This window comes from Rhizorhabdus histidinilytica (genome assembly GCF_900167915.1).
GTDB lineage: Bacteria > Pseudomonadota > Alphaproteobacteria > Sphingomonadales > Sphingomonadaceae > Rhizorhabdus > Rhizorhabdus histidinilytica.
This window is the reverse complement of record NZ_FUYM01000003.1, coordinates 36,899-58,859: the sequence shown is the minus strand read 5'-3', so window position 1 is coordinate 58,859 and position 21,961 is coordinate 36,899. Positions and strand designations below refer to the sequence as shown.

General features: G+C 67.1%; 26 protein-coding genes. 14 read left to right on the top strand and 12 right to left on the bottom strand.

Annotation, left to right across the window (positions count from 1 at the left end; translation table 11 throughout):
* Nucleotides 1–65: 65 nt before the first annotated feature.
* Genes B5X82_RS06905 through B5X82_RS06885 form a run of 5 tightly spaced genes read right to left on the bottom strand, consistent with a single transcriptional unit; the run spans nucleotide 66 to nucleotide 3,644 of the window.
* Entirely contained in the window at nucleotides 66–371 is a 306-nt protein-coding gene (locus B5X82_RS06905) for a non-heme iron oxygenase ferredoxin subunit (RefSeq protein ID WP_079647398.1), read from the bottom strand.
* Nucleotides 368–856 carry a nuclear transport factor 2 family protein gene (locus tag B5X82_RS06900; RefSeq protein ID WP_079647397.1) on the bottom strand — a complete coding sequence of 163 codons (489 nt, stop codon included), beginning with the start codon at nucleotides 854–856 and terminating at the stop codon, nucleotides 368–370. Before B5X82_RS06900 ends, B5X82_RS06905 begins: the two co-directional genes overlap by 4 nt.
* A complete protein-coding gene (locus tag B5X82_RS06895) occupies nucleotides 853–1,230 on the bottom strand; it encodes a hypothetical protein (protein WP_079647396.1) in 378 nt (125 codons plus the stop codon). Before B5X82_RS06895 ends, B5X82_RS06900 begins: the two co-directional genes overlap by 4 nt.
* Nucleotides 1,231–1,248: 18 nt before the next feature.
* On the bottom strand, nucleotides 1,249–2,442 hold the full coding sequence (locus B5X82_RS06890) for an aromatic ring-hydroxylating oxygenase subunit alpha (protein ID WP_079647395.1): 1,194 nt from the start codon (nucleotides 2,440–2,442) through the stop codon (nucleotides 1,249–1,251).
* Nucleotides 2,443–2,477: 35 nt separating this feature from the next.
* Nucleotides 2,478–3,644, bottom strand: a complete 1,167-nt coding sequence (locus B5X82_RS06885) for an acetamidase/formamidase family protein (RefSeq protein ID WP_079647394.1) — start codon at nucleotides 3,642–3,644, stop codon at nucleotides 2,478–2,480.
* A gap of 392 nt (nucleotides 3,645–4,036) precedes the next feature.
* Here B5X82_RS06885 and B5X82_RS06880 point away from each other — a divergent pair, with 392 nt between their 5' ends.
* From B5X82_RS06880 to B5X82_RS06865, 4 genes are read left to right on the top strand one after another with little or no spacing between them, the layout of a single operon-like run.
* A complete protein-coding gene (locus tag B5X82_RS06880) occupies nucleotides 4,037–6,442 on the top strand; it encodes a TonB-dependent receptor (RefSeq protein WP_235862619.1) in 2,406 nt (801 codons plus the stop codon).
* 55 nt (nucleotides 6,443–6,497) lie between these two features.
* A complete protein-coding gene (locus B5X82_RS06875; protein ID WP_079647392.1) occupies nucleotides 6,498–6,974 on the top strand; it encodes a nuclear transport factor 2 family protein in 477 nt (158 codons plus the stop codon).
* 30 nt (nucleotides 6,975–7,004) lie between these two features.
* Nucleotides 7,005–8,234: an aromatic ring-hydroxylating oxygenase subunit alpha gene (locus tag B5X82_RS06870; protein ID WP_079647391.1), complete on the top strand. Its 1,230-nt coding sequence runs from the start codon at nucleotides 7,005–7,007 to the stop codon at nucleotides 8,232–8,234.
* Between the two features lie 12 nt (nucleotides 8,235–8,246).
* Entirely contained in the window at nucleotides 8,247–8,612 is a 366-nt protein-coding gene (locus B5X82_RS06865; RefSeq protein ID WP_079647390.1) for a hypothetical protein, read from the top strand.
* Nucleotides 8,613–8,630: 18 nt separating this feature from the next.
* On the opposite strand, the gene B5X82_RS06860 is transcribed toward B5X82_RS06865, so the two are convergent.
* Nucleotides 8,631–9,518 carry a LysR family transcriptional regulator gene (locus tag B5X82_RS06860; RefSeq protein ID WP_079647389.1) on the bottom strand — a complete coding sequence of 296 codons (888 nt, stop codon included), beginning with the start codon at nucleotides 9,516–9,518 and terminating at the stop codon, nucleotides 8,631–8,633.
* An 86-nt stretch (nucleotides 9,519–9,604) separates the two neighbouring features.
* On the opposite strand from B5X82_RS06860, the gene B5X82_RS06855 reads away from it, so the two are divergent.
* Nucleotides 9,605–10,312, top strand: coding sequence for a CoA transferase subunit A (locus B5X82_RS06855; protein WP_079647388.1), 708 nt, complete (start codon nucleotides 9,605–9,607; stop codon nucleotides 10,310–10,312).
* Nucleotides 10,312–10,962: a 3-oxoacid CoA-transferase subunit B gene (locus tag B5X82_RS06850; protein ID WP_079647387.1), complete on the top strand. Its 651-nt coding sequence runs from the start codon at nucleotides 10,312–10,314 to the stop codon at nucleotides 10,960–10,962. The genes B5X82_RS06855 and B5X82_RS06850 overlap by 1 nt, the downstream gene beginning before the upstream one ends.
* Before the next feature lie 46 nt (nucleotides 10,963–11,008).
* Here B5X82_RS06850 and B5X82_RS06845 read toward each other — a convergent pair whose 3' ends face one another.
* The 4 genes from B5X82_RS06845 to B5X82_RS06830 form a co-directional block, all read right to left on the bottom strand.
* The gene (locus tag B5X82_RS06845; protein WP_079647386.1) at nucleotides 11,009–11,368 is read right to left on the bottom strand and encodes a hypothetical protein; all 360 of its coding nucleotides are present in this window, start codon (nucleotides 11,366–11,368) and stop codon (nucleotides 11,009–11,011) included.
* 70 nt (nucleotides 11,369–11,438) lie between these two features.
* Nucleotides 11,439–11,891, bottom strand: coding sequence for a MaoC family dehydratase (locus tag B5X82_RS06840; protein WP_079647385.1), 453 nt, complete (start codon nucleotides 11,889–11,891; stop codon nucleotides 11,439–11,441).
* A gap of 110 nt (nucleotides 11,892–12,001) precedes the next feature.
* Nucleotides 12,002–12,265 (bottom strand): hypothetical protein, encoded by a 264-nt coding sequence (locus B5X82_RS06835; protein WP_079647384.1) that lies wholly within the window; start codon nucleotides 12,263–12,265, stop codon nucleotides 12,002–12,004.
* A gap of 126 nt (nucleotides 12,266–12,391) precedes the next feature.
* Entirely contained in the window at nucleotides 12,392–13,072 is a 681-nt protein-coding gene (locus tag B5X82_RS06830) for a Crp/Fnr family transcriptional regulator (RefSeq protein ID WP_079647383.1), read from the bottom strand.
* Between the two features lie 246 nt (nucleotides 13,073–13,318).
* Between B5X82_RS06830 and B5X82_RS06825 the strand changes: the two genes are divergently transcribed.
* From B5X82_RS06825 to B5X82_RS06815, 3 genes are all read left to right on the top strand, one after another.
* Nucleotides 13,319–13,573 carry a DUF6894 family protein gene (locus B5X82_RS06825; protein ID WP_079647382.1) on the top strand — a complete coding sequence of 85 codons (255 nt, stop codon included), beginning with the start codon at nucleotides 13,319–13,321 and terminating at the stop codon, nucleotides 13,571–13,573.
* Complete coding sequence (locus B5X82_RS06820) at nucleotides 13,554–14,321, top strand: Crp/Fnr family transcriptional regulator (protein ID WP_235862618.1); 768 nt, start codon at nucleotides 13,554–13,556, stop codon at nucleotides 14,319–14,321. The genes B5X82_RS06825 and B5X82_RS06820 overlap by 20 nt, the downstream gene beginning before the upstream one ends.
* A gap of 78 nt (nucleotides 14,322–14,399) precedes the next feature.
* Entirely contained in the window at nucleotides 14,400–15,257 is an 858-nt protein-coding gene (locus tag B5X82_RS06815) for a TIGR03620 family F420-dependent LLM class oxidoreductase (RefSeq protein ID WP_079647380.1), read from the top strand.
* Nucleotides 15,258–15,502: 245 nt separating this feature from the next.
* Here the strand turns inward: B5X82_RS06815 and B5X82_RS06810 are convergent, their stop codons facing one another.
* Nucleotides 15,503–16,378 (bottom strand): LysR substrate-binding domain-containing protein, encoded by an 876-nt coding sequence (locus B5X82_RS06810; RefSeq protein WP_079647379.1) that lies wholly within the window; start codon nucleotides 16,376–16,378, stop codon nucleotides 15,503–15,505.
* A gap of 75 nt (nucleotides 16,379–16,453) precedes the next feature.
* Here B5X82_RS06810 and B5X82_RS06805 point away from each other — a divergent pair, with 75 nt between their 5' ends.
* From B5X82_RS06805 to B5X82_RS06795, 3 genes are read left to right on the top strand one after another with little or no spacing between them, the layout of a single operon-like run.
* The gene (locus B5X82_RS06805; RefSeq protein WP_079647378.1) at nucleotides 16,454–17,506 is read left to right on the top strand and encodes a YeiH family protein; all 1,053 of its coding nucleotides are present in this window, start codon (nucleotides 16,454–16,456) and stop codon (nucleotides 17,504–17,506) included.
* Nucleotides 17,507–17,521: 15 nt separating this feature from the next.
* Nucleotides 17,522–18,757 carry a molybdopterin-dependent oxidoreductase gene (locus tag B5X82_RS06800; RefSeq protein WP_079647377.1) on the top strand — a complete coding sequence of 412 codons (1,236 nt, stop codon included), beginning with the start codon at nucleotides 17,522–17,524 and terminating at the stop codon, nucleotides 18,755–18,757.
* The gene (locus B5X82_RS06795; RefSeq protein WP_079647376.1) at nucleotides 18,750–19,088 is read left to right on the top strand and encodes a c-type cytochrome; all 339 of its coding nucleotides are present in this window, start codon (nucleotides 18,750–18,752) and stop codon (nucleotides 19,086–19,088) included. The genes B5X82_RS06800 and B5X82_RS06795 overlap by 8 nt, the downstream gene beginning before the upstream one ends.
* Here the strand turns inward: B5X82_RS06795 and B5X82_RS06790 are convergent.
* Nucleotides 19,074–19,826, bottom strand: coding sequence for a class II aldolase/adducin family protein (locus B5X82_RS06790; RefSeq protein WP_079647375.1), 753 nt, complete (start codon nucleotides 19,824–19,826; stop codon nucleotides 19,074–19,076). The two genes, B5X82_RS06795 and B5X82_RS06790, sit on opposite strands and share 15 nt — an antisense overlap.
* Nucleotides 19,827–20,007: 181 nt before the next feature.
* On the opposite strand from B5X82_RS06790, the gene B5X82_RS06785 reads away from it, so the two are divergent.
* Together B5X82_RS06785 and B5X82_RS06780 are read left to right on the top strand one after the other, a co-directional pair.
* On the top strand, nucleotides 20,008–20,628 hold the full coding sequence (locus B5X82_RS06785) for a TetR/AcrR family transcriptional regulator (RefSeq protein ID WP_079647374.1): 621 nt from the start codon (nucleotides 20,008–20,010) through the stop codon (nucleotides 20,626–20,628).
* A gap of 71 nt (nucleotides 20,629–20,699) precedes the next feature.
* Nucleotides 20,700–21,956, top strand: a complete 1,257-nt coding sequence (locus tag B5X82_RS06780) for a sarcosine oxidase subunit beta family protein (RefSeq protein WP_079647373.1) — start codon at nucleotides 20,700–20,702, stop codon at nucleotides 21,954–21,956.
* Nucleotides 21,957–21,961 lie beyond the last annotated feature (5 nt).

The window sequence follows — 21,961 nt, the reverse complement described above, 5'->3', positions numbered from 1 at the left end:
AGACGAGGTCGAGGCAGGAGCCGCCTGAGATCCCGGCCTCCGCCGGGATGACGGCGAAGGGGAACTCAGTCGAGCAGCAGCACGTCGTCCCCGTCGACTGCCAGCTTATAGGTCCTGATCGCGATCGAGCAGGGGGCGGCACAGGCTTCGCCGGTGCGGATATCGAAGCTGCCCATATGATAGGGGCAAAGAATCTTGCCGTCCTCGATCTCGCCCTCGGACAACGAGGCGTCGCCATGGGTGCAGAGGTCGTCGGTGGCGAAATAGTCGCCGTCGAGACGGTAGACGGCGAGCGTTCGCCCATCGTCGACCGCGAACTGACGGACCTCGCCCTCGGGAATGTCATCGGTTGCGCAAAGCCTGATCGTCACATCTGCACCGGTTTCTTGAGTTGCCATGGCGGATTCGCCTCTCCCTGGATGCGGACGTCGAGGGTGACGCGCGTGAAGCGCCAGCCCTCGCCGGTCCGCCTGAGTTCGCTGTCGTACCAGCCGCCGAACCAGCTATCGGTCGGTCCCGCCGCCTCGGACAGGGTGCACAGCTCCCACAGATACCAGTGGCAGCGGGCGGTCGCGCCGTCATCCGACAGCTCGACGAGCGGCGCGGTCATATAGTGGATCGACCAGAGCACCCGCTCGGCGGCGAGCGCGGCGAGGCCGGTGGCGATCGCCGCGCGGCCGGTCAGGTCGCCGAAACCCTCCGCCGTCCACACCGCGTCCTCGGCGAACAATGGGCCCAGTATCGCGGGATCGTTCTTGCGGTCGGCGCCACGGGCATAGCGCGCGACGAGATCGCTGATCTCGGCGCGCGCCTCGATCCGGGCCAGGCGCTGCTCGATCGACGGGCCGGCGCTCATGGCGCCGGCGTCATCATCGGTTGCGGCGTGCTCCAGGTCGGCTGGTCGCCATGGACGGCGATGAAGCGGCCCTCCTCGAACGCGTAGGGCACGCCGACCGCGCCGTCGTACAGCTCGATATGCGGCGCTACCTCGGCCAGTGAGAGGGCGATGTCGTAGAGCGGACGGAGCGTCGGCGGCAACTGGCCGAGCGGATGCTTGTCGACCTCGGCGAGGATCGCCTCCAGCCGGGGCAGCACCGCGTCGTAGAAGCGGCGGAGCGTCTCGGAGGTCGAGGCGAGCCGCTTGGCCTGGCGGCCATCGGCGGTGGGCAGCGCCCAGTCGAGCCACGGCGCCAGATCGGCGAACGCCGTGGGCAGCGTCAATTCGGTCATTCTTCCATCCCCCGGAGGTCAGGCGTTCACATAACGGTCGACGACGACCGTGGCGTGGCGGATCAGGATCTCATCGTCCTGGAGGTGCTGGTGCATCTTGGCGCGCGACTGCATCGCCCGCTGCGTGTCCTCCATCGTCGCGGTATCCTCCAGCCAGGCGTTGCGTTGCAGCGTCATCGCATGCTCGATCGCCCAGCGGCCGGCGTTGCTGGTCGGCGCCTTCACATAATAGCGGCCCTCCCACAGCGTCCGGTTGTGCGCGAGCGGCCAGAACTGGTGGGTGAACCAGATGCCCTCGGACACATGGAGCAGCGTGTTCGGGAACAGCACGCTCAGCTCGAAGGCGAAATCGGGCCGGTGATCGGGATTGATCGTCGGCGGCAGCATCGACTCGCCGCGCTGCGAGACGAGGCTGGCGCCGGCGATCCGGTTGGCAATGCCGGCCACCGGGGTCGGCTTGGCGTCGAGCGTCAGGCAGACCGCGCAGGTCCGATGCGGGCCCATCAGCTTGACGTTCTGCAGGCCGCTCGAAAAGACGTTGGGGAAGGAGCCGGCATGGATGGTGTCGACATGATAGGCCTCGGCGAAGGCGTCGTGCGCGACCTTCCAGTTGCACTCCAGCTCGGTCCGGTAGGTGAAGCCGAAGTCGAGCTCCTCGAACGGGAAGCCGCGGAAATGCTCGGCATAGTCGCCCAGGAATTCCGCCAGGCTGTGCTCGGGTTTCTCGGCGACGTTGATGAACAGGAAGCCTTCCCAGGTGTCGAGATGGATCGGTGCGAGGCCGTTCTCGCCCTTGTCGAAGCAGGAATAGAAGCGCTCCTGGCTCGGCACGCTGCGCAGCGCGCCGTCGGCGGCGTAGACCCAGCCGTGGAAACGGCAGGTGATCACGCCGGCCCGGTTGCGGCCGTAGGTCTCCTGTCCGCTCTCGGTGACGACGGTGTTGCCGCGATGCGCGCACATATTGTGGAAGGCGCGGATCTGGCCGTCCTTGCCGCGCATCACGATCACCGAGGTGTTCGCCGCCTCGATCCGCTTGACCTTGTAGTCGCCCGGGCGCGGAAGCTCGTTCGCGCGGCCGACGCACAGCCAGACCTTGCTGAAGATCTTCTCCTTCTCCTTCTCGTACCATTCGGGCGAGATATAGGGTTCGGTCGAGATCGGCCCGGAGCCGAGCTCCGGATAGGCTTCGAGCCAGCGATGTTCAGCGTTCATGGTTCACTCTCCGATGGTGCCGCGATCGGGCTCGCTCACTCGACGAAGATGTCGAGCGGGATCACGGCGGAAACGATGATGTTGGGGACGTCGACGAGCTGGCCGATGCGCAGGTCGACGGCGGCGGCGCAGATCGCATAGGCCTGCTCGCGGCTGTAGCCCCTGGTCTCGGAAATCCAGTCGATCATCCGCAGCAGCGCGTCGCGCGCCGCCAGGGTCAGGTCCTCCGACAGGTTGGTGAGGGCAGCGACCTTGGGGCTGTCGAGATAGGCGAGGTGGGGCGGCACCTCGCCCTTCTTCTTCACGGGCATGCCGACGATCGCGTGGAAGCGGCCCGGCTCGGTGTTGCGAAGCTGGCCGTTGCCGGTGACGTGCGGGAAGACGATGTTCTTGCCGCCGCCCTTGATCACCTCGCACTTCAGGGTGACGCGCGCCGCCATCTCGACCGCGGTGCCGCAGACCTCGCCGTCGCCCTGGGCGAAATGAATGTCGCCGGTCCACAGCCCCGCGCCGTCGACGAGCACGGGGAACAGCACGGTGGAGCCGACCTGCATCGCCTTGATGTCCATGTTGCCGCCATTTTCGCGCGGCGCCACGGTGCGCAGCCCCTCGGCCGCATAGGGCGCGCCTTCGGCGAACAGCGCGGCGGGGAGGGCGCGGGCCGGCTCGGGCATCAGCGCGAAGCCGCCGGCCGCCGCCAGCGCGCCTTCACGTTCGAGCGCGGCGGCGACCTCGGGCTTTCCGGGGAGCACGCCGATCGATCCGGGGAAGGCGCACATCGGCACGCGGACGCCGGGGATCTGGTCCGACACCGCGCAGAGCCGGTCGAGCTTCCAGTTGGCGATGAACGGCCCGGGGATGACGTCGCGCAGGAAGCCGAAGCCGGGGACGATGACGGTATAGCCATAGTCGTAGGGGGCGATGTCGACGATCGTCACCGCCAGCGCGTCGCCGCGCTCGGCGCCCTCGATATGGACCGGGCCGGTCATCGGGTGGACCCGGTTGAGGTCGCAGGCGGCGACGTCGGCCGGGGTGGTCGACCAGTTGAACTGGTCGTCGAAGGCGTCGCGGGTCTCGTAGACGATATAGTCGCCCGGACGGGCATGGGCGACCGGCTCCAGCGCCCAGTGCAGGCGGTTGAAGCAGTTGGGATCGTCCTTCGCCGTCGCCCCGCTGCGCTTGATTTCCACCGTGTTCGCCATCTGCTCCCTCGCGCTGTTCAGCCGTCCGCTATCGGATCGTGGGATGATGATGATCGGGGGCGGGCTCGGGCGGCTATCCCTCTGCCGAGCCTAGTAGCCAGCTACCGCATCAAAGCGGCCGCAATTCCCCTCGGCAGCGGCGCCATGACCGCGCGTATACCCGCGCGCGAGCAGCGATGGGCCCGGAAAATGGGCGTTTTTTCGCACTGTCATTCAATCGCGCTGTGGTGCTGCTGATCGCGCCCTGAGGCTAGCGCATCGGGGGTCCGATGATGTTGCATGCACCTGTCACCAACCTTCGGGTTTCGTGATGGACGGGCGCGCGGGGGCGTGACCCGGACCGGCCCCGAACAGGCGGTGCCGGCGGCAATCGGGAGGAAGGGAAAATGAACATGGCAAGGCAGAACGAGATGGGGGCGATCGTAGCGCCGCGGCGCGGCCGGGGCCTGCTGCTGATCGGCGCGTCGCTACTCGGGCTCTTGGCGCCGGCCGGCATGGCGAGCGCGCAGCAGGCCCCGGCCGAGGCCGCGTCGGCCGACGCGGTCGACGGCGTCGAGGTCATCACCGTCACCGCGCGCCGCCGCGCGGAATCGCTGCAGGATACGCCGATCGCGATCTCCGCGGTGACGTCCGAGGGGCTGACCGCCCGCGGCATCGACAACGTCACCCAGATCGGCGACTTCACACCGAACGTGAAGTTCAACAGCTCTGTGCCGGTCTCGGCCAGCAACGCGACCGCCGCGATCTTCATCCGCGGCATCGGCCAGAACGACTATCAGCTCTCGGCCGATCCCGGCGTCGGCCTCTATCTCGATGGCGTCTACATCTCGCGCGGGGTCGGCAACGTCCTCGATGTGCTCAACGTCGAGCGGATCGAGGTGCTGCGCGGGCCGCAGGGCACGCTGTTCGGCCGCAACACGATCGGCGGTGCGGTCAGCGTCGTCACCAAGAAGCCGGGGGACAAGCTGGCCGGCTCGCTGGAGCTGACCACCGGCCGTTTCAACCGCATCCAGGCGAAGGGATCGATCGACGTGCCGCTCGCCGAGGGTGTCTATTCGAGCATCGCCGGTTTCTATCACAAGCGCGACGGCTATGTGAAAGGCGTGGTCGCGGGCGCGCCCGACCTGGGCGACACCGACCAGCTCGCCGGCCGCTTCGCGCTGCGCCTCGAACCGTCGAGCGACGTCACCATCGACCTGGCGGTCGACGGATCGCGGGCGCGGGAGCAGTCCGCCCCCAACGTCGCCATCGCGATCGACGAGAACGCGCCCGCCGCGCAGGTGTGGAACGCGGCCTATTCCGGCGCGCCCGGCATCTGCGCCAACACCGCCGATCCGAGCCGCTTCACCGACCAGCGCTGCTTCAACAACCAATGGGTGCTCGGGCCCTATCGCCATGGCGGCACCTTCAGCTCGATCTCGGGCGTGTTCACCAACGGCAATCCCCGGCGCTACCAGTCGGCATCGGACCTGAACATCTGGGGCGCATCGGGCACGCTCGAATGGAAGATCGCCGACGGCATCTCGTTCAAGTCGATCACCGCCTATCGCAAGGTCACAGGCTTCTGGACCCGCGATTCCGACCATAGCCCGGCGACGATCGTCGAGACCAACAGCGACTGGAAGCAGGATCAGTTCTCGCAGGAGGTCCAGCTCCAGGGCGACGTCGCGGACGGCCGCTTCAACTGGGTGGTCGGCGGCTATTATTCGAGCGAGAGCGGCAACCACCGCGACCTCGTCAACATCGTCGACGCTGTGTTCCTGAGCGGCGCGGTGCTCGACGGCAAGAGCCTCGCCTTCTTCGGGCAAGGCACCTACGAGATCGTCCGCAACCTGAACCTCACCGCCGGCATCCGCTGGACCGAGGACAAGAAGACCTTCGGCAACGCCAACCAATATGTGGTGGAGGCGGGCTTCCTGACCGGGGCGCCGTTCAACCCGGACGGCTCGGGCCTGCAGAACGGCGATCCGCTGATGGGCCCGCTGGGACAGCGGTCGACGGTGAAGGACACCGCCTGGACGCCGATGGCCAGCCTGTCCTATCGCTTCAGCCCCGAGCTGCTCGGCTATGTGTCCTATTCGGAAGGCTTCAAGGGTGGCGGCTTCACCCAGCGCGTCTTCCCGCCCTTCGCCTTCATCCCGTCGTTCAAGCCGGAAACCAGCACCACCTATGAGATCGGCTTCAAGTCGGACCTGTTCGGCCGGCGGCTGCGGCTGAACGGCGCCGCCTTCCTCAACGACTATGACGACCTGCAGATCACCGTGAACGACCCGACGCTGGGCTTCGCGCCGATCATCCAGAATGCGGCGAAGGCGCGGATCAAGGGCTTCGAGCTCGAGATGCAGGCGCGTCCGATCGGCGGGCTGCAGATCGACGCGGGCCTCGGCTATCTCGACGCCAAGTACCGCCGGGTCGACATCCGCGCGCTCAACGCCGGCGTGACGACCTCGACCAAGCTGCAGAACGCGCCGAAATGGACGCTGAGCGCCGGCGTCGCCTACAATATCCAGGCGGACGGCATCGGCAGCTTCCAGCCGCGCGTCGACTGGTCCTATCGGTCGCGGGTCTACAACGACGCGGTCAACACCCCGCTGCTCGTCCAGGACGGCTATCATCTCGTCAACGCCTCGGTCGCCTGGACCGACGAGGACAAGCGCTGGGGCATCACCGCCGGCGTCAAGAACCTGACCAAGGAGGTCTATCTCGGTTCCGGTTATGCCGACTCGTTCGGTGGTCTGGTCGAGGGCGTCTATGGCCGTCCGCGCGAATGGTATCTCAGCGCGCGCTATTCCTTCTGATGATGACGGGGCGGGCTTTGCCGGGCCCGCCCCCTGTTTTTTTCGGAGCGTGGCGATGGAGACACTGGAACGCAGGATCGAGAGGCTGGAGGCGCTGCGGGCGATCGACGACCTGATCGCCGATCTCGGCCGGGCGTTCGACGCGGGGCCGTCGGCGGCGGCGCTGCGCGATCTGTTCGCCGACGATGCGGCCTTCCTGATCGATCGCTATGGCGAGCTGCGCGGGCGCGACGCGATCGCGGAGGGCGTCGCCGGCAATGCCGATCGGGGCTTCCGCTGGACGCTCCACTATCTGGTGTCGCCCAAGGTCGTGCTGGCCGACGACCTGCTGTCCGCCGATATTGAATTCTACCTCTGGGAGGTGGCGACCGCCGCGAGCGGGCGCGCCTATTGGATCGGTGGGCGCTATGTCGCCGAGGCGCTGGCCGACGGGCCACGCTGGCGCTTCCGGCAGCTCGAGCTGAAGGCCGAGCTGATCTCCCATTATCCCGATGGATGGTCGCCCAAGCCGGCGGCCCTGGCCGATGCCTGATCGGCCGATTTTGACGCAAGGAGAGCAGCAATGAACGCAGAGGATCCGACGCTGAGCCATATCGGCCGCTCGATCGCGGAGATCCGGGCCGAACTGGGCGTCGATCCGGTGTCGGTGGAGGCGATCCGCGACCCGACGGTCTACGAGCTGGAGCGCGAGAAGATCTTCCGTCGCGCATGGCTGAAGGTCGCGACCGCCTGGGAGATACCGGAGATCGGCGACTACAAGGTCAAGGAGATGCCGGTCGCAGACACCTCGGTACTGATCGTGCGCGGCAAGGACGGCAAGATCCGCGCCTTCCACAATGTCTGCACCCATCGCGGCAACAAGGTCGTCCCGAACAGCGATTTCGAGAGCTTCGGGCGTGCCCGCGCCGGGGTGGTCACCTGCCGCTTCCACGGCTGGGTATTCGGCACCGACGGCCCGCTCCGCTCGGTGCCGATGGAGGAGGGGTTCGGCAAGCTCGACAAGAGCTGCCTGGGCCTGCGGGAGATCGCCTGCGACACCTGGGAAGGCTTCGTCTTCATCAACTTCGCCGACCCGCCCGAGCAGAGCCTGCTCGATTATCTGGGCGACTTCGCCCGGCTGTTCGGCGGCTATCCCTATGCCGAATCGACCACCGTCTTCCGCTATTCGACGGTGCTCGAATGCAATTGGAAGGTCGCGCACCAGGCCTTTTCCGAGGGCTACCACGTGCCGACCATCCATGCCGGATCGCTGCCCGGCTTCCGCGGGGTCGAGCATACCGACTTCAAGCTGATGGGGCCGCACGCCTCCTCGACCATCTACGGCGCGGGAATGGACACCGCGGCGTCGACCGCCGCCTTCGCCGGGGTGCTGCATGCCAGCGAACCGCATCGGCCGCGTCCCGACCAGCTCCCGCCCGGGATCAATCCGACGCGACGTACCGACTTCCAGTTCGAACTGCCCAACCTCTTCCCCAACCTGATCATCCATCTTTCGGCAGGTTGCGGCTATCCGGGCATGTCCTTCTTCACCCACCAGTTCTGGCCGCTCGATCATGGCCGGACGCTCTGGGAGGGGACCAACTATTTCCGCCCGGCCCGGAACGCGGCGGAGCGGGTAGCGCAACTCCACGTCAACGCCCTCCATCGCAACGCATGGCTGGAGGATACCGCGACGATGGAGGACACCTTCACCGGCATCCGATCAGGCGTGATCGACCAGATGTATCTGATGGACCAGGAATTCCTGATCCGCCACGCCGTCCGCGTCCACGACGACTTCCTGACGGCCTGAGGAGCCTCGACCATGACCGAAGACAAGAGCCTTCCCTCGGGCTTCGAGCCGTTCGCCGACCTCGCCGCGCGCTGGGCGCGGCCGACCGAGGGCGAGCGAAGCCAGATTCGCTGGGCCGCTTCGAAGCAGGACTTCGCCGACTTCTACACGGCGTTCATGCCCAAGCTCGACGAGGCGCTGCGGCTGCTCGCCGACCAGCCGCTCGAAGGGCTGAGCGGCCCGATGGCCAATCTGTTCGAGCTGGTCTGCGCCTTCGCCGAAGCGACGCCGCACCACGAACTTTATGGCGGCAGCGCCGAGGTGCCGTTCAGCTTCTCCGCGCGGCGTTTCGTCCCCGCGCATCGCGACCGGCCGAGCGCCAGCCCCGTGCTGCGCTGACTGGCTCGCCCCCGTCCGTCATCGGCCGGGGACGATCTCCGCGATCTCCAGAGCCGCCGCCCGCGCGAAGATGTCGCGGACGAGCGGGTCGCGTTCCTGCGCCCGGATCGCGGCGTGGAACGGGATGGTGCGGTCGAGGTCGGGACGCAGCCGGACGAGCGTGCCGCGATCGAGATGGGGCCGCGCCATTATCTCGGGCACGAAGCTGATGCCGCCGCCCGACAGCACGATGTCGATCAGCGAACGGACGTTGTTGCAGCTGTTGATCGTCGCGTCGCCATGCCCCGCCGCTTCGAGGCTGGCGCGCGCGACGCCGTGGATCGGCGAATGGCGGTGGAGCAGCCACAGCGTGGGGCAGGGGCCGTCGAAGCCCTGGCCGCCCAGTGCGGGACTCGCGATCCACATCATGTCGACCGCGCCGATCGGGACGGTCTCGATATTGGGGCTGACGATCGGGCCGGCGAGGAAGATCAGGTCGCAATTGGCGCTGAGCAGCTTCTGCAGCAGGCCGTGCGACAGGTCTATCTCCATCTCCAGCGTCACGCGCGGCATATCGGCCTTCAACCCGGTGAAGAAGGACGGCAGGCACGTCGCCGCCGCGATCTCGCCCGCGCCGATCCGGACGATTCCCGACGCGCCCTCGAACCGGCCCGATTGCAGGAAGGTGCGCTCGATCGAGGTCCATAGCGGCTCGCACTCGCGGACGAATTCGCGCCCGCGCACCGTCAGCGCCATCGTCCGCCCGGCGCGTTCGAACAGCCGGAAGCCGATCTGATGCTCCAGCTCGCGGATGCGCGCGGACACGCCCGGCTGGGTGGTGTTGAGCCGTTCCGCCGCCGCGCCGAACGTGCCGAGACGGCTGATCCACAACAGCGTTTCGAGATGGTAGAGTGAGATGCGTCTCATAACAGATGGCTATGAGTAAACCAAGAAAACTACAATTGGATTTTATGATTTCGGTCCTCTAGCCCCGTGTCAGGGAGGAGCCTTCCATGACCAAGATTTACCCGAACGCCGCAGCGGCGCTTGAGGGATTGCTGTTTGACGGAATGACGATCTCCGCCGGCGGTTTCGGCCTGTGCGGCGTTCCGGAACGTCTGATCGACGCGATCGTCGCCTCGGGCGTGGGCGGCCTGACCGTTGCGTCCAACAATGCCGGCATCGACGGGGAGGGCCTCGGCAAGCTGCTGCGCACCCGCCAGATCAGGAAGATGATCAGCTCCTATGTCGGCGAGAACAAGGAGTTCGAGCGGCAATATCTGGCTGGCGAACTCGAGGTCGAGTTCTGTCCGCAGGGCACGCTGGCCGAGCGGATGCGCGCCGGCGGCGCCGGCATTCCGGGCTTCTACACCAAGACCGGCGTTGGCACGCTGGTCGCCGATGGCAAGGAGACCAAGGAGTTCGACGGCGAGACCTATGTGCTCGAACGCGGTATCCGTTCCGACCTGGCGATCATCAAGGGCTGGAAGGCGGACGAGAGCGGCAACCTGATCTTCCGCAAGACCGCGCGGAACTTCAACCATCCGGCGGCGACCTCGGGCAAGGTCTGCGTGGCCGAGGTCGAGGAGATCGTGCCGGTCGGCAGCATCGATCCTGATCACGTCCACCTGCCGAGCATCTATGTGAAGCGCATCGTCCTCGGCGCGCCCTACGACAAGAAGATCGAGTTCCGCACGACCCGCGCGAGGGAGACCGCATAATGGCCCAGGAAAACAAGGGTTGGGACCGCAACCAGATGGCGGCGCGCGCCGCGAAGGAACTCAAGGACGGCTTCTACGTCAACCTGGGCATCGGCATCCCGACCCTGGTCGCGAACAACATCCCCGCCGGAATGACCGTGACCTTGCAGTCGGAGAACGGCATGCTCGGCATCGGCCCCTTCCCCTATGAGGAGGAGGTCGATCCCGATCTGATCAACGCGGGCAAGCAGACGATCAGCCAGCTTCCCTCATCGAGCTTCTTCTCCTCGGCGGACAGCTTCGCGATGATCCGCGGCGGGCATATCGACCTGACCGTGCTCGGCGCGATGGAGGTGTCGGAGGGCGGCGACATTGCCAACTGGATGATCCCGGGTAAGATGATCAAGGGCATGGGCGGCGCGATGGACCTCGTCGCCGGCGTCAAGAAGATCATCGTCGTCATGGAACACACTGCCAAGGACGGCAGCCCGAAGTTCATCCCGGCCTGCACGCTGCCGCTGACCGGCAAGAACGTCGTCGACATGATCGTCACCGATCTGGCGGTGTTCCAGCGGCCCGATCACAGCTCGCCCTTCAAGCTGATCGAGATTGCTCCCGGCGTGACCGCCGAGGAGGTCGCCGCCAAGACGACCGCGCATTATCTGAGCTGAGGCGACCTTCCAAACCCCTCTCCCGCTAAGGCGGGGGAGGGCGGGATCAGGCGGTCTGGACGTCGAAGGCGAACCAGGCGCCCTGGCCGTGATCGTAGAGCTGCACGGCGCGGTCGGTCACCGTGACCGAATAATGGGTCGAAGAGCCGCGATCATATCCCTTGGCGGTCCGCCCATCGATCTCGATCGAGACGAAGCTCTTGTCGGCCGCATCGTAAAGCTCGGGCAGCGTCCCGCCGAACTTCGCCGAGCGATCGCCGTCGAAGCCCTGCAGATGCTCGCCCCGCGCCTCCGCCGCGATCCGCAGATGACGTCCCGCCGCATGATCGTAGATGCCGGCGACCTTGGTCTGGGTGATCAGGGCGTGGGCGGCTGCCGCCACCATGGCGCGTGTATGGGAAAGCATGGGGGCACCTGACATCCTCGACCGCGGGAAATCAAGCGGATGTAGGGCGCATTGGGCGTTTCTCGTTCGTCTACGCCGTTTTCCGCTTCAGCAGCGCGGAGCGCAGGCACTCGCAGACCGTCTCGTCGCGCTGGTTGATCAGGCGGTGACGGAAGGTGACGATGCCGGCATCGGGGCGCGAGCGGGATTCGCGCAGTTCGACCACTTCGGTTTCCGCGCGCATCGTGTCGCCGATGAACACCGGCTTGGGCATCACCAGCTTGTCGTAGCCGAGATTGGCGACGAGCGTGCCGAGTGTCGTGTCGCCGACCGACAGGCCGACCATCAGCGCGAAAGTGAAGGTGCCGTTGACCAGAATCTGGCCGAATTCGCTCGCCTTCGCCGCCTCCAGGTCGATGTGGAGCGGCTGCGGATTATGCGTCATCGTCGAGAAGAGCAGGTTGTCGGTCTCCGTGACGGTGCGGCGGACCTCGTGCCGCAGGCTATCCCCAACCTTCCATTCGTCAAACCAACGGCCGGCCATCGCGTATCCTCCCTCTGATCAGCAGAGGCGATGTATCGCATGCGGCGATGCCGGGAAAATCGAAATGCCGAGCGGCAGTGCATAGGCCGCGTCTATGGATACGGCGCCGTTCAGAGGTCTAACGCAGTAACGAGGATCTCGGCGCCCCTATCGCCGCGCGTGACGAAGCCCTCGCGCGCGAGGCGTATCGCCGCATCGCCGATCCTCTCCCGCTTTTCCTCGAGAATACGGTCCAGTTCATCATGGGTCGCGCGTCTGGCGAGCTTGAATATGGCGCCGCTGTCGAGTTCGACGATGGCGGGCTCACCGTCGAGCGACGCTTGGAAGCCGGGGGGACCGTCCCCTGCGAGACGGGAGCCGAGTATTAGAGACATGAAGCTCCCGGAGGCTGCGAGCGTGCCGTAGCGGCAATCTTTCGGTGCAGCCTTCGGGGCCTAACCCATATCGCCACCCGGGGTGTATAATCCAGATTAGTATCCAGGCCAGCTCCGCGTCCGTGTTCAGGCGGCATCGGGATCGAGATAGAGATAGGAAGCGTCGAACTGGCCCCGTGCGGCCAGCCAGTCGGGGCGGAGAATCTCGACATGGGAAGAACGGACGACGCAGAGCCCCTCCTCGCGAAGCTGCCGCAGGATACGGTTCATGTGGATGCTCGTCACCCCGCAGATCTCGGCGAGGTCGTTCTGAGTCAAGTCGAGCGCGAAGCGCCGGCCGTCGCTGAGCCCCACGGCGCGGAGCCGGGCGTTAGTCTCGCACAGGAAATGCGCGACCCGGCCCATCGCGTCGAGCCGGCCGAGCCGGAATAGCCAGGCGCGGTGCATCGCCGCGTCGAGCAGCGTCGCGAACCAGAGCTTGCGCGCCAGCGTCGTGTCCGCGACCAGCGCGTGTATCCGGTCGTGAGGCACGATCGCGACGCGCGCATGCGTCACAGAGGCGATGTCATGTTCGAGCTGGGACAGCGCATAGCTGTGCAGGTCGACGAAATCGCCCGGCAGGTGCAGACCGACGAATTGGCGCAGGCCGTCGCGGTCGGAAATGGTGCGGCCCATCAGTCCATCGATGACCAGGGCACTGTGGCGCAGCGTCTCGCCCGCCTCGACCATCACGGTGCGCGCCGGTACGATCTTGATCTCGCTCACGGCTTTCTCGATCGCGGCGTGCTCGGCGGGGTCGAGCATCATTCCCCGACGTCCCTTGAGGAACTTCTCCGTAATCATTCCGCGTGCCGTCACCCCCGAGCGCAAGGGCCGCCCGTCCGGCCCCGCAAGATCGATGGTGCTCCTCCTAATCCGGAACTTCCGGAATGAGATTGCCGTAGGTTAGTTTTGCGGAAGAATTGCAACTTCCTTGTAATCAAAGGGTTTTGGTTGGCGATGTTCACCGCCCGCGGATCGCCTCGCGGGCTCTTGGGAGCCGGGCGGGAGGCCATGCCGCATTTCTATTTCCACGTTTCCAATGGCACCGGGGAAACCCGCGACGAGGAAGGTGTCGACCTGCCCGACGTCGCGGCGGCCCATGCCCAGGCCCTGTCGGGAATCCGGTCGATCCTGCGCGAGGAGCTCGGCCGGGGGGTGCTGGACTTCGGCGGCATGATCCGCGTCACCGATCCGCAAGGGCGGCTTGTCCTGGAGGTGCCGTTCGACAGTGCGGTCGAGGTGCGGCATGATGACCGCCGCCGCTGAGCGGGACCCTTTTGCCGGGGCCGCGCCCTGGGCCGATCGCTTGCTGATGAAGCTACGGCAGCGTGACGATATCGACGCCGAGGAAGAAGCCGCGCTGCGCTCGATCATCGAGCCGCCGCAAGCCTATCCCGCGCGCCGGGTGATTATCGAGGAAGGCGAGCCGCTCGAGCGGTCGGCGCTTCTCGTCGAGGGGCTGCTCGCCCGGTTCAAGGACATGCGCGATGGCCAGCAGCAGATCAGCGAACTGCACGTTGCGGGCGACTTCGCCGATCTGCACAGCTTCACCCTCAAGCGGCTCGACCATGGGATATTGACGCTCACTCCCTGCCGGATCGGCTGGGTCGGCCATGACGCGTTGATCGCGATGTTCGAGCGCTTTCCCCATCTTGGCCGACTGTTGTGGTTCTCGACCAATCTCGACGCGGCGATCCATCGCGCCTGGACGGTGTCGCTCGGCCGCCGCGACGCCGTCGCACGGCTCGCCCATCTGCTGTGTGAGCTGCAGGTCCGGCTGGAGATCGTCGGGCTTGCCGATCCGACCGGCTATCCGTTGGCGCTGACCCAGAACGACCTGGCCAATTGCCTCGGCCTGACCTCGGTCCATGTGAACCGGGTGTTGCGCGAACTGCGCGAGCGAGAGCTGGTCACCTTTCGCGGCGGCCATGTCACCATCGCCGATCGGGCAGGGCTGTGCGACCTTGCCGAATTCAGCGCCGATTATCTGTTCCTCGAGAAGCGGCCGCGCTGAGCCGCGCCGGGATGGGGGTGACATTCGCCGAACCGTCGCCCTATCCTTCCACCCTGCAGGATGAGGACGGAGAAGGCGATGGCAAGGGGATTGGGACGCATCGGCATCTGGTCGATAGAGCTTCGTTTCGGCGATCCGATCGAGGCGGGCCGGGCGGCGGCCGAGCTGGAAGCACTCGGCTTCGGCGCGATCTGGGTTCCCGGCGCGATGGACGACCGTATTCTAGCCGATGTCGACCGGTTGCTCGACGCGACCTTGGCCGTCGCGATCGGTACGGGAATCATCAATGTCTGGAAGGTCGCCGCGGCCGATGTCGGCCGTTGGTGGCAGACGCTGCCGGCGGAGCGGCAGGCGCGGCTGATGCTCGGCTTCGGGGTCAGCCATGGGCCGGCGATCGGCGCGCAATATGGCCGGCCGCTCGCGACCATGGCCGCCTATCTCGACGGGCTCGACGCCGCAGGCGTGCCGGCCGAGCGCCGCTGCCTCGCCGCGCTCGGCCCGAAGATGCTCGATCTCGCCCGTGAACGAACCGCCGGGGCGCATCCCTATCTGGTCACCGCCCGGCACACGGCCGAGGCGCGCGATCGGCTGGGACCGGGGGCGCTGCTCGCGCCCGAGCAGGGGGTGATCCTCGAAAGCGATCCGGCGCGGGCGCGCGCGATCGGACGCGCGGCGCTGTCGAGCTATCTGAACTTCCCCAATTATCTGAACAACTGGCGGCGGCTCGGCTATAGCGAGGAGGACGTCGCCGGCAGCGACCGGCTGATCGACGACCTTTTCCTGTGGGGCGACCGCGATCGCATCGCGGCGGGCGTGCAGGCGCATTTCGACGCGGGCGCGGACCATGTCTGCCTGCAGCTCATCCGCGGCGCGGTCGGCAGCGACATGGCGATGCCGATCGAGGGGTGGCGAACGCTGGCGAAGATGCTGCTCTAGGACGGATCGGCGCGTGGAACATCGAGCGTTTCATTTGGCGCCCCTAGCTCAGTCCCTGCTAGGCTGACCGGAAAGTGCCTTACCGCTCATCCTGAGGAGGGACGGAGCCTGGCGAAGGCCCATATCGAAGGATATTTCCAGCCTTGAACGCCCCTTCGAGACAGCATTTCGACTAGGCTCAATGCCTCCTCAGGGCGAGCGGGGACTTTTGAGTCAGATTCTCAGGATGTGCGGGTTTCGATGCTCTAGCCTTCGAGGAAGTCGAGGAAACTGCTGACGGCGCGGCTGCGATGTCGTTCGCGGTGGAGGAGCAGGCTGAAATTGCGTTCGGGCAGGGCGCAGTCGAGCCGCTGGATCAGGCCGGCCTTGCGACGCGGTGCGGCAGCCGCGTCGGAGATCGGGGCGATCATCGCGCTGCCCTCGACCGCCGCCAGCACCGCGCCGTTCGACGGCAGTTCGAGCCGGATATCGAGATCGCCGATCGCCAGGCCATGATCGGGGAGCACCGTCGCGAAATGATCGCGCGTGCCCGAACCCGGCTCGCGCATCACCCAGACCGCTTCCAGCAGCTCCGCCCGGCCGATCGGGCGGCCGGCGAGGCGATGGTCGATCGCGGCATAGAGGCCGAGCCGGTCATGCCCGACCGTCCGCACGTCGAGCAGCGGATGATCGGTCCGTCCCTCCACCACCGCCAGGTCGGCATCGCCCGCGAGCACGGCTGACGCGGCCTGCGCGGTGTTGCCGTCGGCCATCGACAGGGTGATCCCCGGCCGCGCGGTGGCGAAGCGAGCGAGATAGCGCGGCAGCCAATAGGTCGCGACCGTCTGGCTGGCGGCGATGCGGACTTCCCCTCGGATCAGCCCCGACAGATCGTCGAGCAGCTGCCGCGCCTGCTCGGCGCGCGCCAGCACCGCCTTCGCCTCGGGCAGGAACAGGCGACCGGCGCTGGTCAGCTCCAGCCGCCGGCCGATCCGGTCGAACAGCCGGCTGCCGTGCCTCCCCTCCAGCGCGGCGACGGCGGCGCTGACGGCGGGTTGCGACAGATGGAGCAGGGCGGCGGCGCGGGTCATGTTCGACGCCTCGGCGACGGCGACGAAGATGCGGAGCTGGTCGAGGGTCATTCGATAAATTCAATCTATCGTTTCGCTCCAATCAATCGATTGGACTTGGGGGTTTGTCAAGCCGATCTATCAGGGATGATAGTTGGGCTTTCGACATCACCTCTCGGCCGGCTGCTGCCGGGCCTTGCTCTGAGCATCGCCGTGGCCGCCGCGGCGCTGTTGCTGGCGCGGGTCGAGGCGGTGGCGGTGGGTCATAGCTGGCTCGAACCGCTGGTGCTGGCGATCCTGCTCGGTACGGCTCTGCGCACGGCATGGACGCTGCCGGCATCGTTCGCGCCGGGCATCGATTGTGCGGCCCGCACCGTGCTGGAGGTGGCGGTGATGCTGATCGGTGCGACGATCAGCTTCGGGACGCTGATGGCGGCGGGGCCGGCGCTGCTCGGCGGGATCGTCGCGACGGTGGTCTGCGCGATCGGCCTGTCCTTCCTGATCGGGCGGGCGTTCGGCCTGCCGTCCAAGATGGCGACGCTGGTCGCCTGCGGCAACGCGATCTGCGGCAATTCGGCGATCGCCGCGGTCGCCCCGGTGATCGAGGCCGACAGCAGGGACGTCGCCACCGCGATCGCCTTCACCGCGGTGCTCGGCGTCGGCGTCGTCCTGCTGCTGCCGCTGCTCGCGGCGGTGCTGCATCTGTCGCCCGCGGCTGGCGGCGCGCTGGCCGGCCTGACCGTCTATGCGGTGCCGCAGGTGCTCGCCGCCGCCGGACCGATGGGCGGCGTCGCGGTGCAGGTGGGGACGCTGGTGAAGCTGACGCGGGTGCTGATGCTCGGGCCGGTGCTGTTGCTGCTGTCGCTGGTCGCGCCGCGTGCCGGGGCGGCGGCCGGTTGCCGCGCGTCGTTCGATCGAGGGCGCTTGGCATTGATCCTGCCCTGGTTCATCGTCGGTTTCTTGCTGCTGGCGGTGCTGCGGTCGGTCGGGCTGCTGCCGGCAGCAGCGGTCGGCGCGGCGGATCATGTCGCAGGGCTGCTGACGGTCGTCGCGATGGCGGCGCTGGGGCTAGGGGTCGACCTGCGCAGCGTCGCGGCGGCGGGCCCGCGCGTGACTGCGGTGGTAACGCTGTCGCTGTGCCTGCTGGCGGCGATCGCGCTGGGGATATTGTGGGCGACCGGGCTCGCCTGGAACGGTTGATGGAGCGGAAGGACGATGGATCGGTTCGATGCGATGATGACGGCGCCGCTCGGCCGCCGGCAGATGCTGGCGGGAACGGCGGCGATGCTGGCGGTGCCGGCCGGCGCGCAGGGGCTGGTCGACCTGCGCCTGCCGGGCGGCCCGTCGCAGCGGCCGCTGGCGGGCGGCTTTCCGGGCAAGGGCGAGATGATCGTCCAGCGCATCCATCCGCCGCTGCTCGAAACGCCGATGGAGGTGTTCGACAGCGACGTCTTCACGCCCAATGACCGCTTCTTCGTGCGCTGGCACTGGTCGGATTTCCCCACTTCGGTCGATGCCGGGGCGTTCCGTCTCGCGGTCCGTGGCCGGGTGCGCCGGCCGCTGTCGATCGGCCTTGCCCAATTGCTGCGCATGCCGCGCGTCGAGCTGGCGGCGGTGAACCAATGTTCGGGCAATTCGCGCGGCCTGTTCGAACCCCGCGTCCCCGGCGCGCAATGGGGGCATGGCGCGATGGGAAATGCCCGCTGGACCGGCGTGCGGCTTCGCGACGTGCTCGACCAGGCGGGGGTATTGTCCGATGCCGTCGCGGTCCGCTTCGCCGGGCTCGACGGTGCCACGGTGGAAGGGGCGCCGCGCTTCGAGAAGGCGCTCGCCATCGACCATGCCCGCGACGGCGAGGTCATGATCGCCTTCGCGATGAACGGGGAGCAACTGCCGCTGCTCAACGGCTTCCCGATCCGGCTGGTCGTGCCCGGCTGGTATTCGACCTATTGGATCAAGATGCTGTCCGACATTGAGGTGCTGTCCGCGCCTGACGATCGTTACTGGATGGCCAAGGCCTATCGCATACCGACCACGCCGGGTGCGGACATTGTCCCCGGTACCAAGGATTTCCCGACCGTGCCGATCGGCCGGATGGTGCCGCGCTCGTTCGTCACCAGCCTGCGCGAAGGGCAGGCGGTTCCGCTCCGCCCGACGATGCCGGTCGGCGGGATCGCGCTGGGCGGCGACCGGAGCGTCGCCCGGGTCGAGCTGTCGGCCGACGGCGGACGGAGCTGGCAGCCCACGAGGCTTGGTCCCGACCATGGCCGATACAGCTTTCGTCGCTGGGATGCGGAGCTCCCGCTGGCCGGGCCCGGGCCGCTGACGCTGATGGCCCGCTGCACCAACGATGCCGGGGAGGGGCAGCCGATGAAAGCGATCTGGAACCCGAGCGGCTTCATGCGCGGCAATGTCGAGGCGGTGTCGGTCGAGGTGCGGGCCGATGCGTGACCGGACCTGGCTGGCCGCCGGACTCTGCGCCCTCGTCGCCGCGACCGCCCTCTCGGCCGTATCGCGCGCCGCGCCGCGCTTCACCGTGAAATCGACCTCGGTCGAGCTGCCCTATGACGAGACGGCCTACCCCGAGGGACCGGGGGCCGAGGTGATGAACGCCAATTGCGCGTCGTGCCATTCGGCGAGCATGGTGCTGCTCCAGCCGAAATTGTCGCGCGAGCAATGGACCGGGATCGTCCGCAAGATGCGCGACGTCTACCGCGCCCCCGTCGCGGACGAGGATGTGCCGGCGATCATCGACTATCTGGCGAAGCTATCGCCGCGTTGAGGCCTGCTCGGCGCGCATCCGGCGCACCGAGGCGTCGAACACCATGTCGGAGAAGCTGGCCGAGGTCGCCAGCCGCAGCGCATCGTCGGCGCAGCGCTGCCGGACCGTATCGTCGAGGATTGTGTCGGGGCCGCCGGCCTGGCCCGCCATGCACTGGATCTCGGCCGCGCGCTGCACCGTCCACAGCAGCATGAAGGTCGCCGGGATCGACCGCTCGCACACCGCGATGCCGTGGTTGCGCAGCACCAGCACATGCTTGTCGCCGATGCTCTCCAGCATCCGCCCGCGCTCGTCGTCATAGAGGGTGATGCCCTCGAAATCATGATAGCCGACCCGGCCGAAGAGCTGCGCGCCGTAGAAATTGTCGTGGCTGATCCCCTCGCGCTTCATCGCCACCGCCGACACGGCGTTGCTGTGGGTGTGCGCGACGCAGGCGACATCGGGGCGGTTGGCATGGATCACGCCGTGCAGCGCGAACCCCGCCGGATTGCCGGGATAGGGGGATGGTTCGACCAGCTTGCCGTCGATCCCGACCTTGATCAGGTTCTCGGGCGTGATCTCCTCGTAGAGCAGGCCGAAGGGATTGACGAGATAATGGTGCTCGGGCCCCGGAAGCCGGACCGAGATATGGTTGAAGATGATCTCCGACCAGCCGAGATGGACGACGAGGTGGTAGAAATCGGTGAGCTGGCGGCGAAGCGCGGCTTCGTCGAGCGGTTGTGCGGAGCCTGTGACCATCTGGCAGTTCCCGGTAAGCTTCGGTGGGGCGGACCGGCCACGGGTCTAAAATCCCCATGGTTCGCTGTAAAGGCGGAGGGGCCGGCTGGCACCGCGCCATTTGGCAGTTGACGCGAAAATACACTGCTGTATTTATCAGGGCGGTTTCCATCGGTCCACCATCGCGGAGCAGGGCATTCTCGTGACGAAAGGCGCGGCACAGTCGAAGGCCACCGCCAAGCGGTCCTGGGTGCGGACGCCACCGCCCGAGCAGACCCTGTCGACCGAGGACTGGGTCCGGCTGGCGCGCGAGGTGCTGATCAGCGAGGGTATCGTCGCGGTCAAGATCGATCGGCTCGCCAAGCTGGCCGGCGTCACGCGCGGCGGTTTCTACTGGCGCTTCCAGAGCCGCGACGAACTGCTCGACGCGCTGATTGCCGACTGGCGCGACCGGAACACCACGCCGATGCTGCAGGTCCTGCGCAGTGGCGCGGCGCCCAAGGACCGGATGCGCGGCCTGGCCGAGCTCTATATCGAGGGGCGGGGGTTCAGCGAGGCCTATGACAGCGCCGTGCGCGCCTGGGCCGCGCTGTCGCCGCCGATCGCCGAGATCGTCCGCGCGGTCGACGGCATCCGGCTCGAGGCGCTCGAGGAGCTGTTCCGCGACGTCGGCTTCGATGCCGACGAGGCGATGATCCGCGCGCGCATCACCTATTTCCACCAGGTCGGCTATTATGCGATCGGCATGCAGGAAACCGCCGCGGAGCGCTGGGCCCTCGTCGATCGCTATACCGACGTGCTGTTCGCCAACCTGTTGAAATAAATACCCGTTCTCCGAAGATTTTTCAGGCGTCACGTGCTTACCCAAGAAATACACAACTGTATTTGTGAGAGATGAAGATGCGCTATTCGGCGTGGACAGTGTTCAGGCAGGGGCTGGGCGGCCAGCGCGGCTGGAAGCCCGCCTGGCGGTCGCCCGATCCGAAACCGGACTATGAGGTCATCATCATCGGCGGCGGCGGCCACGGGCTGGCGACGGCCTATTATCTGGCAAAGACCTACGGCATCCGCCGCGTCGCCGTGCTGGAGAAGGGCTGGATCGGTGGCGGCAACAGCGGCCGCAACACCACGGCGATCCGATCCAACTATTATTACCGCGCCAGCGCCCGGATGTACGAGCATTCGCTGAAGCTGTACGAAGGCCTGTCGAAGGAGCTGAACTATAATGTGATGTTCAGCCAGCGCGGCATGATCTCGCTGGCGCATAGCCCGCACGATGTCGAGCTGGCGCATCGCCAGGCGGGCGCGATGCGGCTCAACGGGGTGGACGCGGACTTCCTGTCGCCCGGGGAGATCGCCCGGCGCGTGCCGATCCTCGACATGTCGCCCGAGGCACGCTTCCCGGTGTTCGGCGGGCTGCTCCAGAAGCGGGCGGGCACCGCGCGGCATGACGCGGTGGTGTGGGGTTACGCCCGCGCCGCCGACGCGCTGGGCGTCGACATCATCCAGAATTGCGAGGTGACCGGTTTCCGGCGCGGCGCCGACGGTGCAGTGATTGGGGTCGAGACCTCGCGGGGACCGATCGCGGCGACGCGGATCGGCGTCGCGGTCGCCGGCCATTCGAGCCGCCTCGCCGAGATGGCGGGCTTCCGCCTGCCGATCACCAGCTATGCGCTGCAGGCCTTCGTGTCGGAGCCGCTCAAGCCGGTGCTCGACACCGTCATCCTGTCGCCGGCGACCGGCGTCTATATGAGCCAGTCGGACAAGGGCGGCCTCGTCATCGGCGGCGGGCTCGACCTCTATCCCTCCTATGCGCAGCGCGGCAACATGCCGGTGATCCGCAACGTGCTGGGCGCCGTCGCCGCCCAATATCCCTCGCTCGGCCGTGTCCGTCTGCTGCGCCAATGGGCCGGCATCGTCGACGTGGTGCCCGACAGCAGCCCGATCATCGGCGCGTCGCCGGTGCCGGGGCTGTTCCTCGACTGCGGCTGGGGCACCGGCGGGTTCAAGGCGATCCCGGTCGGCGGCACGATGCTGGCGCACCAGCTCGCCACGCTGACCCCCCACGAACTGGCGGAGCCCTTCTCGCTCGAACGCTTCACCACCGGCGCGCTCATCGACGAAGCCGCCGGCTCCGGCATCGCGCACTGAGGATC

Excerpts from the sequence above, each read along its gene's own strand:
- B5X82_RS06900 (WP_079647397.1), bottom strand. The coding sequence starts at position 856 with ATGAGCGCCGGCCCGTCGATCGAGCAGCGCCTGGCCCGGATCGAGGCG.
- B5X82_RS06895 (WP_079647396.1), bottom strand. The coding sequence starts at position 1,230 with ATGACCGAATTGACGCTGCCCACGGCGTTCGCCGATCTGGCGCCGTGG.
- B5X82_RS06890 (WP_079647395.1), bottom strand. The coding sequence starts at position 2,442 with ATGAACGCTGAACATCGCTGGCTCGAAGCCTATCCGGAGCTCGGCTCC.
- B5X82_RS06885 (WP_079647394.1), bottom strand. The coding sequence starts at position 3,644 with ATGGCGAACACGGTGGAAATCAAGCGCAGCGGGGCGACGGCGAAGGAC.
- B5X82_RS06880 (WP_235862619.1), top strand. The coding sequence starts at position 4,037 with ATGGCAAGGCAGAACGAGATGGGGGCGATCGTAGCGCCGCGGCGCGGC.
- B5X82_RS06875 (WP_079647392.1), top strand. The coding sequence starts at position 6,498 with ATGGAGACACTGGAACGCAGGATCGAGAGGCTGGAGGCGCTGCGGGCG.
- B5X82_RS06870 (WP_079647391.1), top strand. The coding sequence starts at position 7,005 with ATGAACGCAGAGGATCCGACGCTGAGCCATATCGGCCGCTCGATCGCG.
- B5X82_RS06865 (WP_079647390.1), top strand. The coding sequence starts at position 8,247 with ATGACCGAAGACAAGAGCCTTCCCTCGGGCTTCGAGCCGTTCGCCGAC.
- B5X82_RS06860 (WP_079647389.1), bottom strand. The coding sequence starts at position 9,518 with ATGAGACGCATCTCACTCTACCATCTCGAAACGCTGTTGTGGATCAGC.
- B5X82_RS06855 (WP_079647388.1), top strand. The coding sequence starts at position 9,605 with ATGACCAAGATTTACCCGAACGCCGCAGCGGCGCTTGAGGGATTGCTG.
- B5X82_RS06850 (WP_079647387.1), top strand. The coding sequence starts at position 10,312 with ATGGCCCAGGAAAACAAGGGTTGGGACCGCAACCAGATGGCGGCGCGC.
- B5X82_RS06845 (WP_079647386.1), bottom strand. The coding sequence starts at position 11,368 with ATGCTTTCCCATACACGCGCCATGGTGGCGGCAGCCGCCCACGCCCTG.
- B5X82_RS06840 (WP_079647385.1), bottom strand. The coding sequence starts at position 11,891 with ATGGCCGGCCGTTGGTTTGACGAATGGAAGGTTGGGGATAGCCTGCGG.
- B5X82_RS06835 (WP_079647384.1), bottom strand. The coding sequence starts at position 12,265 with ATGTCTCTAATACTCGGCTCCCGTCTCGCAGGGGACGGTCCCCCCGGC.
- B5X82_RS06830 (WP_079647383.1), bottom strand. The coding sequence starts at position 13,072 with ATGATGCTCGACCCCGCCGAGCACGCCGCGATCGAGAAAGCCGTGAGC.
- B5X82_RS06825 (WP_079647382.1), top strand. The coding sequence starts at position 13,319 with ATGCCGCATTTCTATTTCCACGTTTCCAATGGCACCGGGGAAACCCGC.
- B5X82_RS06820 (WP_235862618.1), top strand. The coding sequence starts at position 13,554 with ATGATGACCGCCGCCGCTGAGCGGGACCCTTTTGCCGGGGCCGCGCCC.
- B5X82_RS06815 (WP_079647380.1), top strand. The coding sequence starts at position 14,400 with ATGGCAAGGGGATTGGGACGCATCGGCATCTGGTCGATAGAGCTTCGT.
- B5X82_RS06810 (WP_079647379.1), bottom strand. The coding sequence starts at position 16,378 with ATGACCCTCGACCAGCTCCGCATCTTCGTCGCCGTCGCCGAGGCGTCG.
- B5X82_RS06805 (WP_079647378.1), top strand. The coding sequence starts at position 16,454 with ATGATAGTTGGGCTTTCGACATCACCTCTCGGCCGGCTGCTGCCGGGC.
- B5X82_RS06800 (WP_079647377.1), top strand. The coding sequence starts at position 17,522 with ATGGATCGGTTCGATGCGATGATGACGGCGCCGCTCGGCCGCCGGCAG.
- B5X82_RS06795 (WP_079647376.1), top strand. The coding sequence starts at position 18,750 with ATGCGTGACCGGACCTGGCTGGCCGCCGGACTCTGCGCCCTCGTCGCC.
- B5X82_RS06790 (WP_079647375.1), bottom strand. The coding sequence starts at position 19,826 with ATGGTCACAGGCTCCGCACAACCGCTCGACGAAGCCGCGCTTCGCCGC.
- B5X82_RS06780 (WP_079647373.1), top strand. The coding sequence starts at position 20,700 with ATGAAGATGCGCTATTCGGCGTGGACAGTGTTCAGGCAGGGGCTGGGC.